A 16,428-nucleotide genomic window follows, 5' to 3' on the forward strand; every position below is an offset into this window, starting at 1 on the left:
GAGGCATTCCGCGGCGAAGCACAGCGCGGTCTCGCCACACAATCGAAACGGAGTGGTTGTGCCCGGTCGTGTCGAGATCGACAACGTCCAGCCCGTCGTCTCCTGCGGCGCGTACCCCGCCAAGGCGGTGGTCGGCGAGATGGTCCCGGTCAGCGCCGCGGTCTGGAGAGAAGGCCACGAGGCGGTCGCGGCGACCCTGGTCGTGCGCTATCACGGCCAGCGCTATCCGCAGGTAACCGAAACGCGCCGAATAAAGGCCGTCCAGGCCCCCGAACGGACCGCACCGGCGCTCGACGGCAAGGCCGCCGAGCAGCGCATCAAGCCGCTGCTGCTGCCGATGACCGAGGGCCAGGAACCCTACGTTTTCCACGGGGTGTTCACCCCCGACCGGGTCGGGCTGTGGACCTTCCGCGTCGACGGGTGGGGTGACCCCATTCACTCGTGGCGGCACGGGCTGGTCGCCAAGCTCGACGCCGGACAGGGCGCGACCGAGCTGTCCAACGATCTACTGGTGGGAGCCGCGCTGTTCGAGCGTGCCGCGACCGGTGTGCCGCGCGCGCATCGCGACCCGCTACTCGCGGCGGCCAAGGCGCTGCGGACGCCCGGGGACCCGGTCACCCGCACCGCGCTGGCGCTGGCCCCCGAAATCGAGGAACTCCTGGCGGAGTATCCGTTGCGCGACCTGGTCACCCGCGGCGAGCAGTTCGGGGTGTGGGTGGACCGGCCGCTGGCCCGGTTCGGCGCGTGGTACGAGATGTTCCCGCGCTCGACGGGCGGCTGGGATAAGAACGGCAAGCCCGTGCACGGCACGTTCGCCACCGCCGCCGCCCAGCTCCCGCGGATCGCGGACATGGGCTTCGACGTCGTCTACCTCCCGCCGATCCATCCGATCGGCAAGGTACATCGCAAGGGCCGCAACAACTCCCCGACGGCCGCGCCCGGCGACGTGGGATCTCCGTGGGCGATCGGCAGCGACGAGGGCGGCCACGACGCGATACACCCGGACCTGGGCACGATCGACGACTTCGACGACTTCGTCTCCGCCGCACGTGATCTGGGCATGGAGGTGGCGCTGGACCTGGCGTTGCAGTGCGCGCCCGATCATCCGTGGGCCCGCGAACACCGGCAGTGGTTCACCGAACTGCCCGACGGCACCATCGCCTACGCGGAGAACCCGCCGAAGAAGTACCAGGACATCTATCCGATCAACTTCGACAACGACCCGGCGGGTCTCTACGACGAAGTGCTGCGCGTGGTCCGGCACTGGATTGACCACGGCATCAAGTTCTTTCGGGTCGACAATCCGCACACCAAGCCGCCCGATTTCTGGGCCTGGCTGATCGGTCAGGTCAAGGACGCCGACCCCGACGTGCTCTTCCTCTCGGAGGCCTTCACACCGCCGGTCCGGCAATATGGCCTGGCCAAGCTCGGCTTCACGCAGTCTTACAGCTACTTCACCTGGCGCACGTCCAAATGGGAGCTCACCGAATTCGGCAACGACATCGCCGCCCTCGCCGACTTTCGCCGGCCGAACCTGTTCGTCAACACCCCCGACATCCTGCATGCGACGCTGCAGCACAACGGCCCGGGCATGTTCGCCATCCGCGCGGTGCTGGCCGCGACCATGGGACCCGCCTGGGGCGTGTACTCCGGTTACGAGCTGTTCGAACACCGCGCGGTGCGCGAGGGCAGCGAGGAGTACCTGGACTCCGAGAAGTACGAATTGCGCCCCCGCGACTTCGCGGGTGCGCTGGCCGAAGGCCGATCACTCGAACCCTTCATCAAGCGGCTCAACATGATTCGGCGCCTGCACCCGGCGCTTCAGCAGCTGCGTACGATCCATTTCCATGGCGTGGACAACGACGCGGTGCTTGCCTACAGCAAGTTCGACCCGGCCACCGGCGACTGCGTGCTGGTGGTGGTGACCCTCAACGCGTTCGGGCCCGAGGAAGCGACGCTGTGGTTGGACATGGCCGCATTGGGTATGGAACCCTATGAGCGTTTTTGGGTGCGTGACGAGATCAGCGGTCAGGAATTTCAATGGGGGCAATCCAATTACATTCGCCTCGATCCCGGGCAGGCGGTCGCACACATCATCAACATGCCGCTCATACCTTACGAATCGCGAATCACGCTGCTGCGTAGGAGGTGACGGGCTGTGAGCCGAACCGACGAACTGGCCGGACTGGATCTGGCGCCCGATCCGGCCGACTTGGCGCGCCTGGTGGCCGGCGCGCACTACAACCCGCACGGCATCCTCGGTGCCCATGAGTACGGCGATCACACGGTGATCCGCGCGTTTCGCCCGCACGCGCGGGAAGTCGTCGCGCTGGTCGGCGAGGACCGGTTCCCGCTGCAGCACGTCGAAGCCGGCCTGTTCGCCGTTGCCCTGCCGTTCACCAACCTGATCGACTACCGCCTCGAGGTGACCTACGAGGGTTCCGACCCGTACGTCGTCGCCGACGCCTACCGCTTCCTGCCCACCCTGGGCGAAGTCGACCTGCATCTGTTCAACGAGGGCCGCCACGAGCGGCTCTGGGAAGTCCTGGGCGCCCATCCCCGCTCGTTCACCACGGCCGACGGCGTCGTGACCGGGGTCTCGTTCGCCGTGTGGGCTCCGAACGCCAAGGGCGTCAACTTGATCGGGGAGTTCAACGGCTGGACCGGCAACGACGCGCCGATGCGGGTGCTCGGCTCCTCCGGGGTATGGGAGTTGTTCTGGCCCGGCTTTCCGGTGGAGGGCCTGTACAAGTTCCGGGTGCACGGCGCCGACGGCGTGGTGACCGAGCGGGCCGATCCCATGGCATTCGCCACCGAGGTTCCGCCGCACACCGCGTCCCGCGTCACGCGCAGCACCTACACCTGGGAGGACGCGGACTGGATGGCGCGGCGCGCGCAGCGCAATCCGGTGTTCGAGCCGATGAGCACCTACGAGGTGCACCTCGGTTCCTGGCGTCCGGGGCTGAGCTACCGCCAGCTCGCCCGCGAGCTGACGGATTACGTTGTGGAGCACGGGTTCACACATGTGGAACTGCTGCCCGTCGCCGAACACCCGTTCGCGGGGTCGTGGGGATACCAGGTCACCTCGTACTACGCCCCGACGTCTCGATTCGGCGCGCCCGACGACTTCCGGGCGCTGGTCGACGCCCTGCACCAGGCTGGCATCGGCGTGATCGTGGACTGGGTGCCGGCGCACTTCCCGAAGGACGCGTGGGCGTTGGGCCGATTCGACGGCACCCCGCTCTACGAGCATGCCGACCCCAAGCGCGGCGAGCAACTCGACTGGGGCACTTACGTCTTCGACTTCGGCCGCGCGGAGGTGCGCAACTTCCTGGTCGCCAACGCGCTGTACTGGCTCGAGGAGTACCACGTGGACGGCCTACGGGTGGACGCGGTCGCATCGATGCTGTACCTGGACTACTCGCGCCCCGAGGGCGGCTGGACCCCGAACATCTACGGCGGGCGGGAAAACCTGGAGGCCGTGCAGTTCCTGCAGGAGATGAACGCCACCGCGCACAAGGCTGCGCCCGGCATCGTCACCATCGCCGAGGAGTCGACATCGTGGCCGGGCGTCACGCGGCCCACCAACCTTGGCGGCCTTGGCTTTTCGATGAAGTGGAATATGGGCTGGATGCACGACACGCTCGACTACATCAGCCGCGATCCGATCTACCGCAGCTACCACCACCACGAGATGACGTTCTCGATGCTGTACGCGTTCAGCGAGAACTATGTGCTGCCGATCAGTCACGACGAAGTGGTGCACGGCAAGGGGACCCTGTGGGGTCGCATGCCGGGCAACAACCACGTCAAGGCCGCGGGGCTGCGCAGCCTGCTCGCCTACCAGTGGGCGCACCCGGGCAAGCAATTGTTGTTCATGGGCCAGGAATTCGCCCAGCGTGCCGAGTGGTCGGAGCAGAACGGTTTGGATTGGTGGCAGCTCGATGAGCAGGGCTTCTCCAACGGCGTCTTGCGCTTCGTGCGCGACATCAACGAGATCTATCGCAGCCGCCCGGCCCTCTGGAGCCAGGACACCGTTCCCGAGGGCTATTCCTGGATCGACGCCAACGACTCGGCCAACAACGTGCTGAGTTTCCTGCGATACGGCAAAGACGGCTCGGTAATGGCCTGCGTCTTCAATTTCGCCGGTTCGGAGCACAGCGGCTATCGCCTCGGGCTGCCGTACGCCGGCCGCTGGCGCGAGGTGCTCAACACCGACGCGACCATCTACAACGGGTCGGGAATCGGCAACATGGGCGGCGTCGACGCCACCGAAGACCCATGGCATGGCCGCCCCGCCTCCGCGGTGATGGTGCTGCCTCCCACGTCGGCGCTGTGGCTGGAACCCGAATAGGGACCGGTCGCGGCGCGAGCCGGAAACTCAGTAGAGCGCGTTGGCGAGGTTGCGCCGACCGGCGACGACCTCGGGGTCGGCGGGGTCGAACAGTTCGAACAACTCGATCAGGCGGGTGCGCACCCGGGTGCGTTCGTCGCCGGATGTGCTGCGCACCAACGCGATTAGGCGCTCGAACGCCGCTCCGACATCCTGGTTGAGGATCTCTACGTCGGCGGCCGCGAACGCGGCGTCGATGTCGCCGGGAGCGGCGGCGGCCACCGCGACCGCGTCGGGGCGCTGCGCCGTTGCGCGCGTGAGGAAGTCGATCTGGCGGATCGCGCCCTTGGCTTCGGCGCTCGCCGGATTCGCGTCCAGGATCGCCTGATACGACTCCTTGGCGCCGGCGAAGTCGCCGTCCTCGAGCTGCTGGCGGGCGTGGGCCAACTCCGGGTCCACTTCCACCTGCTCGGAACCGCTTGGGCCCCTTAGTTTCCCGGCCGTCGCCTGCAACAGCGAGTCCACCCAGCGTCGCAGCTGGTCGGGCGGCTGTACACCCTGAAAACTGGACAGCGGCTGCCCGGCGGCCAACGCGACCACGGTCGGCACCGCGTCGACGCCGAATATCTGGGCCACCCTGGGGGCCACGTCGACGTTGACGGTCGCCAGCGACCACTTGCCGTCGTCCTCGGCCGCCAGGCCGGCCAGCGTCTCGACGAGCTGGACACACGCGTCACTGCGCGGCGACCACAACGCGACCACCACCGGGACCTCGTCGGAGCGGAGCAGCACTTCCTGTTCGAAATTGGCCTCGGTGACCTCGGTTGCCCCGGGGGCCGCCGGCCCGCCCGCGTCGGGCGACGAAGCACTCTGCTGGGCTCGCTGCTTGAGACCGGAAAGATCGACCGCACCGGCAAGTGCGGGCCCGATAGAGGGTCGCGGACGCGTCACGCCGTCAAGTTTGTCATGCGCTTCGGATACCGAGCCACCCGGTCGCTGAGACGCTCGAGCGGATGTGATCAGCCGTTATGACCAAGATCACAAACTTTCCCGACGGGCCCGCACCAGCAACTTTAAGCAGATCGCCTAACCGGCCCGCAGGATCAGCGCGTCACCCTGGCCGCCCGCCCCGCATAGGGCCGCAACGCCATAGCCGGAGCCGCGGCGGGCCAACTCCAGAGCCACATGCAGCGTGATCCTGGCGCCCGACATGCCGATCGGGTGCCCGACCGCGATCGCACCGCCGTTGACGTTGACGAGCTCGGGGTCGACGCCCAGTTCGCGGGTCGAGGCCAGCGCCACCGCAGCGAACGCCTCGTTAATCTCGACGACGTCGAGCTGGTCGACCGAAATCCCCTCGCGGCCGAGCGCTTTCTTGATCGCGTTGGCGGGCTGGGACTGCAGCGTCGAATCCGGTCCGGCCACGACGCCGTGCGCGCCGATCTCGGCCAGCCACGAAAGCCCCAGCTCCTGCGCTTTTGCCTTGTTCATCACCACGACCGCGGCCGCGCCGTCGGAGATCTGGGACGCCGAACCGGCCGTGATGGTGCCATCACGGCGAAACGCCGGCTTGAGCCCGGCCAGGGACTCCGCGGTGGTGTTGGCCCGGATGCCCTCGTCCGCGGTGAATTGCAGCGGATCACCCTTGCGCTGCGGGATATTGACCGGCACGACTTCGTCGGTGAAGACGCCGTCCTTCCAGGCCGCGGCCGCCTTTTGGTGCGAGCGCGCGGCGTACTCGTCCTGCTCGGCGCGGGTGAACTTGTCGAGGTCGTTGCGCTGCTCGGTGAGCGCGCCCATCGGCTGGTCGGTGAACACGTCGTGCAGGCCGTCGTAGGCCATGTGGTCCAGGACCGTGACGTCGCCGTACTTGTAGCCCGCCCGGCTGTCCATCAGCAAATGCGGCGCCTTAGTCATCGACTCCTGGCCGCCGGCCACCACGACGTCAAACTCGCCGGCACGAATGAGCTGGTCGGCGAGCGCGATGGCGTCGATGCCGGACAGGCACATCTTGTTGATCGTCAGCGCCGGAACGTCCCAGCCGATGCCCGCAGCGACCGCCGCCTGCCGGGCCGGCATCTGTCCGGCCCCGGCCGTCAGCACCTGGCCCATGATCACGTACTCGGCCGCACTCGCCGGCAACTTAGCCTTTTCCAGCGCCCCCGCGATCGCGATGGCGCCCAGGTCGCTGGCCGAGAAATCCTTCAGCGATCCCATCAACTTGCCGATGGGCGTCCGCGCCCCAGCAACTATCACCGACGTCGTCACGAGTTCCTCCTGAGCCTGCACCAACGACCGTTTCCGCTACCTGGAGAAGCGGAATCTTTGCTGCCACGTTACCGTGGTGTGATGACGACCGACCAAGTTGATGCACGTCACCTCCTGGCAACCTCCTTGGTGACCGGCCTGGATCACGTCGGCATTGCGGTCGCCGACCTCGACGCCGCAATCACCTGGTATCACGACCACCTCGGCATGATCCTTGTGCATGAGGAAGTCAACGATGACCAGGGCATCCGCGAGGCGATGCTGGCCGTCCCCGGCACCACCGCGCAGCTCCAGTTGATGGCCCCGCTCGACGACTCGTCGACGATCGCGAAGTTCATGGAGAAGCGCGGCCCGGGCATCCAGCAGATGGCCGTTCGGGTCAGCGATCTGGACACCATCTGCGACCAGCTGCGCGAGCAGGGCGTCCGCCTGGTCTACGACGCGGCGCGACGCGGCACAGCAAACTCGCGGATCAACTTCATCCACCCCAAGGACGCCGGCGGTGTCCTGATCGAGTTGGTCGAGCCGGCCTCTTAAAGCCAGGCTTGCGCCGAGTGTGCGGCCAGCCGCACGTTCGGTGCCGAGTGTGCGGCCAGCCGCACATTCGCGATTCATCCCAGAGCTTCAAGACCACTTCCGGGTCGGGCCGCGGGTAGCGCGGTTGGTCCAGCACGGCGTGTGCCAGTGCCGCCGATCCTCCAGCCCAGCGTGTGGTGAATCGGTCGGCCACACCACCAGATGCGATGTGCCGGAACGTATTTCGTGGTCACAACCCGGACACCGGTAGGTTTTGAGCGCGCGGGCCGCCGCGATCGGCCGCACCTCGTACTCGTGACCGTCCGGGCCGATTTCCACGCGGCTCGGCACCGGTGGCGGGATCGCCCGTTGGCCACGTGGCGGTTTGCGGCGCGGACACATCAGAACAGCCGGTACTCGTCGCTATCCATGCCGCGCATCTTGTCGTAATCGAGTGTGATGCAACGGATTCCGCGATCGGTCGCGAGGGTGCGCGCCTGCGGCTTGATCTGCTGAGCAGCGAAGACGCCTTTGACCGGTGCCAGAACGCTGTCCCGGTTGAGCAACTCGAGATACCGGGTGAGCTGTTCCACGCCGTCGATCTCGCCGCGCCGCTTGATTTCCACCGCGACCGAGCCGCCCCGTTCGTCGCGACACAGCAGATCGACGGGGCCAATCGCGGTCATGTACTCGCGGCGCACCAGCGTGTAACCCTCCCCAAGCAGTTGCACATGCTCGGCGAGCAGCGCCTGCAGGTGGGCCTCGACGCCGTCCTTGACCAATCCGGGGTCGACGCCCAGGTCGTGGCTCGAGTCGTGCTCGATGTCCTCCACCGTGATCCGCAGCTGCTCGCCAGCCTTGTTCTCGACCACCCACACCGGCGTCTGACCGCCGAGCTCCTCGGTCAACCAGCAGGGCGGGCTCATCCAGTTCAACGGCTTGTAGGCGCGGTCGTCGGCGTGCACGCTCACCGAGCCGTCGGCCTTGAACAGCAGCAACCGTCGCGCCGACGGCAGGTGTGCGGTGAGCCGGCCGACGTAGTCGACGGTGCATTGGGCGATGACAAGGCGCACCCGACTCACCTTAGAGCGTGGGCGACAAATTAGGCTGGCGCCACGATGTCGGCCAAAATGAGCGTGGCCCAACGTATCGGCCGGGTGCTCGAGCGGATCACCCGCCAGAGCGGCCGCCTGCCGGATACCCCTGCGTACGGCTCATTGATCCTCGGGCGGGTGGCGGAAAGCCAACGACGCCGCCGCATCCGCATCCAGATCATCATGACGGTGCTGGTTCTGGGGGCGAACCTGATCGGCATCGGCGTGGCACTGCTGTTGGTGATAGTCGCCATTCCCGCGCCGAGCATCTTTCACGACGCGCCGGCCTGGCTGACGTTCGGTGTCTCCCCGGCCTACATCGCCATCGCCCTGGCGGTGGGCACGTATTGGATCACCCGCCGGACCGTGCTCTCCTTGCGTTGGGCGATCGAGGAGCGCGCGCCCACCGCCGAGGACGAGCGCAACACCTTCCTGGCACCGTGGCGACTCGCCATGTACGACCTCGTTCTGTGGGGCATCGGGACGGTGGTGTACACGACGCTCTACGGCCTGGTCAACACGTTGTTCATCCCGCGGTTCCTCCTCGTCGTCAGCTTCTGCGGCGTTCTGGTGGCCACGTTCAGTTACCTGCTCGCCGAGTTCGCGCTTCGCCCGATTGCCGCCCAGGCGCTCGAGGCGGGACCACCGCCCCGGCGGTTGTCGGCGGGCATCATGGGGCGAACCATGGTGGTCTGGTTCCTGGGGTCCGGCGTGCCCGTCATCGGCATCGGCCTGCTGGCAATTTTCCAGATCCTGCTGCGCAACCTGACCGAGACCGAGTTCGCGGTCGGCGTGCTGATCATTTCAGTCGCCACGCTCATCTTCGGGTGCGCCCTGATGTGGATTCTCGCCTGGCTGACCGCGACCCCGGTGCGCGTGGTGCGCGCGGCGCTGCGCCGCGTCGAGCAGGGCAACCTGCGCGGCAACCTGGTGGTCTTCGACGGCACCGAGCTCGGCGAGCTGCAGCGCGGATTCAACACGATGGTCGACGGCCTGCGCGAACGCGAACGCGTGCGCGACCTTTTCGGCCGGCACGTCGGCCGCGAGGTCGCCCTGGCGGCCGAGCGCGAGCGACCGAAACTGGGCGGCGAGGAACGACACGTCGCCGTCGTCTTCATCGACATCGTCGGCTCCACCCAACTGGTAACCACCCAGCCCCCTACCGAAGTCGTCGAAGTGCTCAACCGATTTTTCGCGATCGTCGTCGACGAAGTGGACCGCCATCGCGGCCTGGTCAACAAGTTCGAAGGCGATGCGTCGCTTGCCATTTTCGGAGCACCGAACCATCTCGACTCGCCCGAGGACGAGGCACTCGCCGCGGCGCGGTGCATCGCGAAACGGCTCGCCGCCGAGATGTGCGAGCTCGAGGCGGGCATCGGCGTGGCGGCGGGCCAGGTCGTCGCCGGCAACGTGGGCGCCAAGGAACGGTTCGAATACACCGTGATCGGCGAGCCGGTCAACGAGGCCGCACGGCTGTGCGAGCTGGCCAAGTCCCGTCCCGGCGGATTGCTCGCGACGGCCAACGCGCTCGAGGGCGCGAGCGAAGAGGAAAGAGCGCGTTGGTCTTTGGGTGAGGCGGTGACCCTTCGGGGGCACGAGCGCCCAACCCGGCTGGCCTTCCTTGCCGACGCGCAGTAAATCCGGTTGACAACGCCTGTGGTCAACGCCCGTCAGCAGTATCAATAGAAATCCGTTATCGGACAATAGAAATCGCGCCTTGACCGCCGGGTGAAACCGCGCCAATAGTGCTGACGGGACGGAGCTCCGTGCCCGCGTCAGAAGGGTGCACCTTGACAACCGTTGCGTTGCTTGATCGTTCGAGAATCGTCGCCGGGCCCCGATGGAACCGCTGGCTGGTGCCGCCCGCCGCGCTGTCCATCCACCTGGCCATCGGCTCGGCCTACGCCTGGAGCGTCTTCAAGATCCCGCTGGAGAAATCGCTGCACGTCTCCGGAACCGCTAGCGCGATGCCGTTCACCGTCGCCATTGTGATGCTGGGCCTTTCGGCGGCGGCGTTCGGCACGCGGGTGGACCACTACGGACCGCGCTGGGCCATGGTGGTTGCCACCGTGTGCTTTTGCAGCGGGTTGCTGATCGCCGGATGCGGAGTTTCAGTTCACCAATACTGGCTCGTCGTGGTGGGATACGGGGTCGTCGGAGGGGTCGGCCTCGGTATCGGCTACATCTCGCCGGTGTCGACGCTCATCAAGTGGTTTCCCGATCGCCCCGGCATGGCGACGGGCTTGGCGATCATGGGCTTTGGCGGTGGAGCCCTGATCGCGTCCCCGTGGACGAACAGCCTGCTCGACGCGTTCGGCCGCACCAGCACAACCGGCGTTGCCAAGACCTTTCTGGTGATGGGCTGTACCTATGCGGTGTTCATGGCGATGGGGTGCCTGCTGATCCGGGTGCCGGCGCCGGATTGGACGCCGCACGGCTGGAAACCCAAGCCGCACAAAGCCGGATCGCTGATCACGACGGCCGGTGTGTCGGCGGCCAATGCGATCAAGACGCCCCAGTTCTGGCTGTTGTGGGTGGTGCTCTGTTTCAACGTGACCGCCGGCATCGGCATCCTGGAGAAGGCCTCGCCGATTTACCAGGACTTCTTTCCGAGGGCGCCCCGCGCGGCGGCGTTGGCCTCCGCGGCCGCCGGGTTCGTCGCGCTGCTGTCGCTGGCCAACATGCTCGGTCGGATCGGCTGGTCGTCGTTGTCGGATGCGCTGGGCCGCAAGAACATGTACCGGCTATACCTCGGCGGCGGTGCCCTCCTCTATCTCACGTTGGCGCTGACGACCAATTCCAGCAAGCTGACCTTCCTACTGTGCACCGTGTTGATCCTGTCGTTCTACGGCGCGGGGTTCTCGACCGTTCCGGCGTACCTGCGTGACCTGTTCGGCACCCACGAGGTCGGCGCCATCCACGGCAGGCTGCTGACGGCCTGGTCGGTCGCGGGCGTGCTGGGGCCGCTGATCGTGAACGCCATCGCCGACTCGCAGAAGGCGGCCGGGAAACACGGACCCGACCTCTACATCGTGTCGTTCAGCGTGATGATCGCCCTCCTGGTCGTCGGGCTGGTCTGCAACGAGCTGATCAGGCCGGTGGCCGCCAAGCATCACGTGTCCGCCCCGCCCGGCGACGCCGCGGCGCCCGAGACCATTTCCGACCTTCAGCCGGAGGCACACGCATGACTAAGCCGATCCCCGAGCGTCGCATCGGTCCCGCCCTCATCGCACTGGCCTGGGTGTGGGTCGCCGTCCCGTTCACTTATGGAGTCTGGCAACTCTTTTCGAAGATCGGTCAGTTGTTCGGCGCCTGAGCGGAAGCCGGTTTCCCTCACCAAGAGCACCACGAGCGCCACGCCGCCGAGGATGAGGGCGCCCACGAACCAGACTGTGGCCGGCCAGCCGCCGGCGCCGTACACCAGCCCGCCGGCAGCGCCGGCGACCGACCCGCCCAGGTAGTAGCTGAACAGGTAGAGCGCCGACGCCTCGGCGCGATCCCGGCGTGCCGCCGCGCCCACCCACCCGCTGGCCACGGTGTGGGCGGCGAAGAATCCGCCGGTGAACACGCCGAGCCCGACGACGATCGCGACCACCGAGTGCGGCACGGTCAACGCCAGGCCGGTCACCGTGATCGGCAGGGCGCCGCCCAGCACCAGCGCGCGTCCGCGGCGGTCGGCCAGCCGCCCGGCGACCACCGACGTCCAGGTGCCGGCCAGGTACAGCACGAACAACAGCCCGACCAGCGACGGCGCCAGTCCGAACGGCGGGGCGGTCAACCGGTAGCCCAGGTAGTTGTACACCGTGACGAAGCCGCCCATCAGCGTGAAGCCCAACGCGAAAAGCTTCAGCAACACCGGGTTTCGCAGATGTGCGGCGAGGTTGCGTGCAGTGGCGCGCGCAGTTGTGGCCTTCGGGGTGAAGAACTGCGACCGGGGCACCAGGACGGCGAAGACGGCCGTGCCCGCCAGCGTCGTCACCGAGCACACCAACAGCGCGACCCGCCAGTTGCTGACGTCGACGACCAGCGAAGGAACGATCCGCCCGGTCAGCCCACCGACCGTGGTCCCGGCGATGTACCGTCCCATCGCCGAACCGAGCGACGACGCGTGCACCTCCTCGGCGAGGAAAGCCATTGCGACCGCCGGTATCCCGGCGAGCGCGACGCCGTGCAGCGCGCGGCCCGCGAGCAGCACGCCGAGCGAGGGACTGAACGGCAACAGCAACCCGATCACGCTGGAAGCGACCCCCGACGTCAGCATCACGGGGATGCGCCCGTAGCGCTCGGATAGCACGCTGGCGGGGATGATCGACAGCGCCAGCACTCCCGTGGTCAGCGCGACCGTCAACGCGGCGGTGGCGGGGCTGATCCGGTAATAGGTCGAGAAGGCCGGCAACAGGGCCTGGGTGCAGTACATCGCGGCGAAACTGGCCAGGCCGGCGCCGTAGAGCGCCACAGTCACCCGCCGGTATCCCCTGCTTCCGAGTCGGTGGGCGGTAGGACTCGAGGTCGCGTGAGGCATGAAAACGATGCTCCGCGCCGGCACCTGGGAAAGGAAATGAATTGTTTGTTGAGTTATGATGCCACAATCGCATAAGTAGAGGTGACGGCGTTGGTTGAAGGCGACTACGAGTGGTTCGTCACACTCGCGGAGCTGCAGCACGTCACGGCCGCAGCCGAACAGTTGCATATCGCGCAGCCGACGCTCACCCGGATGTTGGCGCGCCTGGAAAGCCGGCTGGGCGTCGCGCTATTCGAGCGCCGCGGCAGGCGCCTCGCGCTGAACACCTACGGCCGCATTTTTTACGAACACGCGCGCCGGGCACAGCTGGAGCTCGATTCGGCCCGACGGGCGATCGAGGACCTGACGAATCCGGCGGTCAGCGAGATCCGGCTGGGGTTCTTGAGTTCGTTCGGGTCGACGGTGGTGCCGCGCTTGATCGCGGCGTTCACCGCCGCGTCACCGCGCGTGGCATTCACGCTCGAGGAGGGTGCGGCCGAATCCATCGGCGATCTCGTGCAATCCGGGTCGGTGGACGTCGGGGTGGTTTCGCCGCGGCCGCGAGGGCCGGCGTTCGCCTGGCGCAGCCTGTTTCGTCAGCGGCTCGGCGTCGCCGTCCCGCCCGGGCACCGGCTCACGGCCGCCGCGGTGGTGTGCATGACCGACCTGGCCGACGAGCCCTTCGTCGCCATGCATCCCGGGTTCGGCATGCGGCGGCTGCTCGATGAGCTATGCGCCGCAGCGCAATTCCAGCCGCGGATCGTCCTGCAATCGGCCAACCTGACCACAACCGCCGGGCTGGTTGCCGCGGGACTGGGCATCAGCCTGGTGCCCATCGACGGCACCGAGCACGCACCCGGGATGAGTGTCCTGCCGTTGGCCGACGCCGACGCTTACCGCGACGTCGGGATGATCTGGAGTTCCGGCCGGCCGCTGTCGCGCCCGGCGCGGGACTTCATCGCGTCCGCCGCGGGCGCCCATCACGGGGCCGCGACGTAGGTGCTGTATCGCTCTGCACTGCTGCGTATTTCGCCAGACCACCGATGATGAGCTCGAGGCCGAGTGCAAATTCTTCGTCGATCGGCACAGGCAGGTGGTCGGCCACTGCGCGGGTGGCGGGGAACAACTGCGGATCCAACGCGCGAAAAAGCTTGGACGCGTGCCGGTCATCGAGCCCGCGGCCGCCGAGCTGAATGGCGAAGCCCAGCACATAGCGGGCCACCGTCGCATAGGAGCGGGCCGCGAGACGCGGGGTGAAGCCGTTGTCGAGCAGGACCGCCAGTAACGCTTCCCGCTGCGCCAGCGCATTGGGCCCGAGCGGGAGCTGGTCGACCAGCAGCGGAGCCACGTTGGGGTGGCTGCGCAACACCTCAAACGTGGCTCGTGCGAACGACTCACAGGCCGGCTGCCAACCCATGGTCGCGAGTTCCTCAGTGCTGCAGTCGATCTCGCCGAACACGCGATCGACAACGTGCGAAACCACCTCGCCCCGGTTGGCGAAATGGCGATATAGCGTGGCCGTCCCGGACTCCAGCCGCTGTGCGAGGGTCCGCATCGAGAGAGCCTCCGCGCCCTCCTCGTCCACGATCTGGAGGGCCGTGCCGATGATGCGGTCGAGCGGGAGCCGCGGGCGCCCGCGGGACCGGCGACCGGAAGTGTCGTCTTGAGTCGGTGGGCTGCCTCGGGTCACGCGCCCAGTATTGCGACTCTTGACCGGGCACGCAATAACGGATACGGTGTAGCCATAAAATATGGGGAGTCGCCCGATTCACCTTCACGTCAGACCGGAAGACACGTTGCCATGCTGCTACCGCTTGCCACGGAACCCTTCACCGTTCCCACCGACCGGGACCTGCTCCCGTCCGAGCGCCGCGAGTTCGTGCGGACTCATCGAACATGCGTGTTCGGCTACCGCCGGAAGAACGACGGGCCCGGAATGTCGGTCGTCTACTACGTCCCCACCGATGGGGACGAGCTACTGGTGTCGACGATGGCCGGGCGCGGCAAGGCCCGGGTCATCGCGCGGGACGGCAAGGTCAGCCTGTGCGTCCTCGACGAACGTTGGCCCTTCGCCTATTTGCAGGTGTATGCCGACGCGGTGATCGACGACGATCCCGACCTGGTGTGCGACGTCATGATGGAAGTTGGTGCCAGGATGTCGGGCCAGCCGCTCCCGATAGAAGCCCGGCCGGTCGTCGACGCCATGCGGCGCGAAGAAAACCGGGTTGTCGTTCGGTGCCGCCCCTACGCGACATTCGGTCAACCGCCGCGACACCTCCACCGCAACGACCAGGAAGAGCGCATCACTCACTGGCTTTCCGGCACGGTCCCGTGGGACGCGCCCGACCCGGCCTGAGTCAGCCCACTTATGAACCGCACCGTGCTGCGCGGAGCGCAGGTGATCACCATGTCGCCGACGCGCCCCGATGCCGAGCGCGTCGACATCGCCGTCGAGGGCGATCAGGTCATCGACTGCGGCGAGCGCGTCGACGATACTGACGCCGAAACAGTCGACCTTCCCGGTCGCGTGATCATGCCCGGGCTCGTCAACGCGCATTTGCACACGTGGCAGAGCGCGTTGCGTTTGGCGGGCGCCGACTGGACACTGCTGGACTACCTGCGGCACACGCACGGCGGCGTTGCGGACCAGTTCACGCCCGATGACGTCTACATCGGCAATCTCGCTGGTGCTCTCAATCAAATCAATTGCGGCACAACGATGCTGGGTGACTGGTGCCACAACAACCCGACGCCTGAGCACACGGACGCGGCAATCGAAGGTCTGGAACGGTCCGGCATCCGCGCCGTGTTTCTGCACGGAGCGCCTCGGCGAGACCCCGACGTCACCCATCCGCTGGCCGAGGTCGACCGGCTTCTCGACCGGCCCGGCCCAGCGCGCGGCTCGCTCACCGTCGGGATGGCGATCGCGGGGCCGCAATACTCGGCGCCGGATGTGGCCGTGGCCGATTTACGTGCCGCCGCCGAACGCGGCCTCGTCGCCTCGATGCACCAAAGCGGCGGCCAACCAGGGGCCGGATGGGAAGCGGTCCGCGCCGCGGGGCTGTTCGGGCCGCGCACCAACATTGTCCACGGCGCCGGTCTCACCGACGACTGGTTCGGCCGATTGATAGCTGCCGGCGTCAGCTTCACCGTCACACCGGAAAGCGAGCTCGGGCACGGCCATGGCGTCCCAATCACCGGGCACCTGTTGAGACATTGCGCGGCACCGTCATTGGGCACCGACACCGACACCGCCGTGGCCGGGGAGATTCTGGCCGGCGCGCGCATCGCGTTGGCCCATCAGCGCGGTCTCGACCACGAGCGCCACCGGCAGCTGACCGGTGCGATAGCCCCGTCATCGTCAGTGACCAGTAAGCAGGCGTTGGCATGGGCGACCGTCGAAGGCGCGCGCGCTCTGGGGCTGGACGACCGGATCGGCAGAATCGAGCCGGGCATGCAAGCGGACCTGGTCGTCATTGACACGCGACCGCTCAACCTCTGGCCAGCTCGTGACCCGATCGCCGCGGCGCTCCACGCCGGCATCGTCAACATCGAAGCCGTGATGATTGCGGGCCGTTGGCGCAAACGCGACCATTCCCTGATCGAGGCAGACCTCGAAGATGTGCGGAGCCGCCTCCTGGAATCCGGGGAACGGCTGGTCCCCACGCGATAAGCCCGCCCGTCCACGATCATGTCGCTTTTCCGCCAGTTTTGTC

At 67.2% G+C, this 16,428-nt stretch carries 13 protein-coding genes and 1 pseudogene; 8 read left to right on the forward strand and 6 right to left on the reverse strand.

Features of this window, described 5'->3' with window-relative positions; genetic code table 11:
* Positions 1 to 58: 58 nt before the first annotated feature.
* Positions 59 to 2,152: an alpha-1,4-glucan--maltose-1-phosphate maltosyltransferase gene (locus N415_RS05385; protein ID WP_204366809.1), complete on the forward strand. Its 2,094-nt coding sequence runs from the start codon at positions 59 to 61 to the stop codon at positions 2,150 to 2,152.
* Positions 2,153 to 2,158: 6 nt separating this feature from the next.
* Positions 2,159 to 4,354, forward strand: coding sequence for a 1,4-alpha-glucan branching protein GlgB (gene glgB / locus N415_RS05390; protein ID WP_068177929.1), 2,196 nt, complete (start codon positions 2,159 to 2,161; stop codon positions 4,352 to 4,354).
* Positions 4,355 to 4,381: 27 nt separating this feature from the next.
* On the opposite strand, the gene N415_RS05395 is transcribed toward glgB, so the two are convergent.
* Positions 4,382 to 5,284 carry a tetratricopeptide repeat protein gene (locus tag N415_RS05395; protein ID WP_068177931.1) on the reverse strand — a complete coding sequence of 301 codons (903 nt, stop codon included), beginning with the start codon at positions 5,282 to 5,284 and terminating at the stop codon, positions 4,382 to 4,384.
* Positions 5,285 to 5,419: 135 nt separating this feature from the next.
* The gene (locus N415_RS05400) at positions 5,420 to 6,601 is read right to left on the reverse strand and encodes an acetyl-CoA C-acetyltransferase (protein WP_068178156.1); all 1,182 of its coding nucleotides are present in this window, start codon (positions 6,599 to 6,601) and stop codon (positions 5,420 to 5,422) included.
* Positions 6,602 to 6,679: 78 nt separating this feature from the next.
* Here N415_RS05400 and mce point away from each other — a divergent pair, with 78 nt between their 5' ends.
* Positions 6,680 to 7,138, forward strand: a complete 459-nt coding sequence (gene mce, locus N415_RS05405; protein ID WP_068177933.1) for a methylmalonyl-CoA epimerase — start codon at positions 6,680 to 6,682, stop codon at positions 7,136 to 7,138.
* A gap of 87 nt (positions 7,139 to 7,225) precedes the next feature.
* On the opposite strand, the gene N415_RS30460 is transcribed toward mce, so the two are convergent.
* Both N415_RS30460 and nucS read right to left on the reverse strand, forming a co-directional pair.
* Positions 7,226 to 7,519, reverse strand: coding sequence for a hypothetical protein (locus N415_RS30460; protein WP_081665078.1), 294 nt, complete (start codon positions 7,517 to 7,519; stop codon positions 7,226 to 7,228).
* On the reverse strand, positions 7,519 to 8,190 hold the full coding sequence (nucS, locus tag N415_RS05410; RefSeq protein ID WP_068177935.1) for an endonuclease NucS: 672 nt from the start codon (positions 8,188 to 8,190) through the stop codon (positions 7,519 to 7,521). Before nucS ends, N415_RS30460 begins: the two co-directional genes overlap by 1 nt.
* A gap of 45 nt (positions 8,191 to 8,235) precedes the next feature.
* Between nucS and N415_RS05415 the strand changes: the two genes are divergently transcribed.
* Together N415_RS05415 and N415_RS05420 are read left to right on the forward strand one after the other, a co-directional pair.
* On the forward strand, positions 8,236 to 9,849 hold the full coding sequence (locus tag N415_RS05415) for an adenylate/guanylate cyclase domain-containing protein (protein ID WP_068177938.1): 1,614 nt from the start codon (positions 8,236 to 8,238) through the stop codon (positions 9,847 to 9,849).
* 152 nt (positions 9,850 to 10,001) lie between these two features.
* A complete protein-coding gene (locus N415_RS05420) occupies positions 10,002 to 11,399 on the forward strand; it encodes an OFA family MFS transporter (protein WP_152531250.1) in 1,398 nt (465 codons plus the stop codon).
* A 125-nt stretch (positions 11,400 to 11,524) separates the two neighbouring features.
* On the opposite strand, the pseudogene N415_RS05425 reads toward N415_RS05420, so the two are convergent.
* A pseudogene (locus N415_RS05425) lies at positions 11,525 to 12,733 on the reverse strand (MFS transporter); the annotation flags it as partial.
* 90 nt (positions 12,734 to 12,823) lie between these two features.
* On the opposite strand from N415_RS05425, the gene N415_RS05430 reads away from it, so the two are divergent.
* Positions 12,824 to 13,711 carry a LysR family transcriptional regulator gene (locus N415_RS05430; protein WP_068178158.1) on the forward strand — a complete coding sequence of 296 codons (888 nt, stop codon included), beginning with the start codon at positions 12,824 to 12,826 and terminating at the stop codon, positions 13,709 to 13,711.
* Here the strand turns inward: N415_RS05430 and N415_RS05435 are convergent.
* Positions 13,668 to 14,321, reverse strand: coding sequence for a TetR/AcrR family transcriptional regulator C-terminal domain-containing protein (locus N415_RS05435; RefSeq protein WP_239645458.1), 654 nt, complete (start codon positions 14,319 to 14,321; stop codon positions 13,668 to 13,670). The genes N415_RS05430 and N415_RS05435 overlap by 44 nt on opposite strands.
* A 192-nt stretch (positions 14,322 to 14,513) precedes the next feature.
* Between N415_RS05435 and N415_RS05440 the strand changes: the two genes are divergently transcribed.
* Entirely contained in the window at positions 14,514 to 15,068 is a 555-nt protein-coding gene (locus tag N415_RS05440) for a pyridoxamine 5'-phosphate oxidase family protein (RefSeq protein ID WP_068177946.1), read from the forward strand.
* A 12-nt stretch (positions 15,069 to 15,080) separates the two neighbouring features.
* Complete coding sequence (locus N415_RS05445; RefSeq protein ID WP_068177948.1) at positions 15,081 to 16,385, forward strand: amidohydrolase family protein; 1,305 nt, start codon at positions 15,081 to 15,083, stop codon at positions 16,383 to 16,385.
* Positions 16,386 to 16,428 lie beyond the last annotated feature (43 nt).

It is taken from the genome of Mycobacterium sp. UM_CSW, from assembly GCF_000455205.1.
Classification (GTDB): Bacteria; Actinomycetota; Actinomycetes; order Mycobacteriales; family Mycobacteriaceae; genus Mycobacterium.

Coding starts and splice junctions, on each gene's coding strand:
- N415_RS05440 (WP_068177946.1), top strand. CDS start 14,514: ATGCTGCTACCGCTTGCCACGGAACCCTTCACCGTTCCCACCGACCGG.
- N415_RS30460 (WP_081665078.1), bottom strand. CDS start 7,519: ATGTGTCCGCGCCGCAAACCGCCACGTGGCCAACGGGCGATCCCGCCA.
- N415_RS05445 (WP_068177948.1), top strand. CDS start 15,081: ATGAACCGCACCGTGCTGCGCGGAGCGCAGGTGATCACCATGTCGCCG.
- N415_RS05415 (WP_068177938.1), top strand. CDS start 8,236: ATGTCGGCCAAAATGAGCGTGGCCCAACGTATCGGCCGGGTGCTCGAG.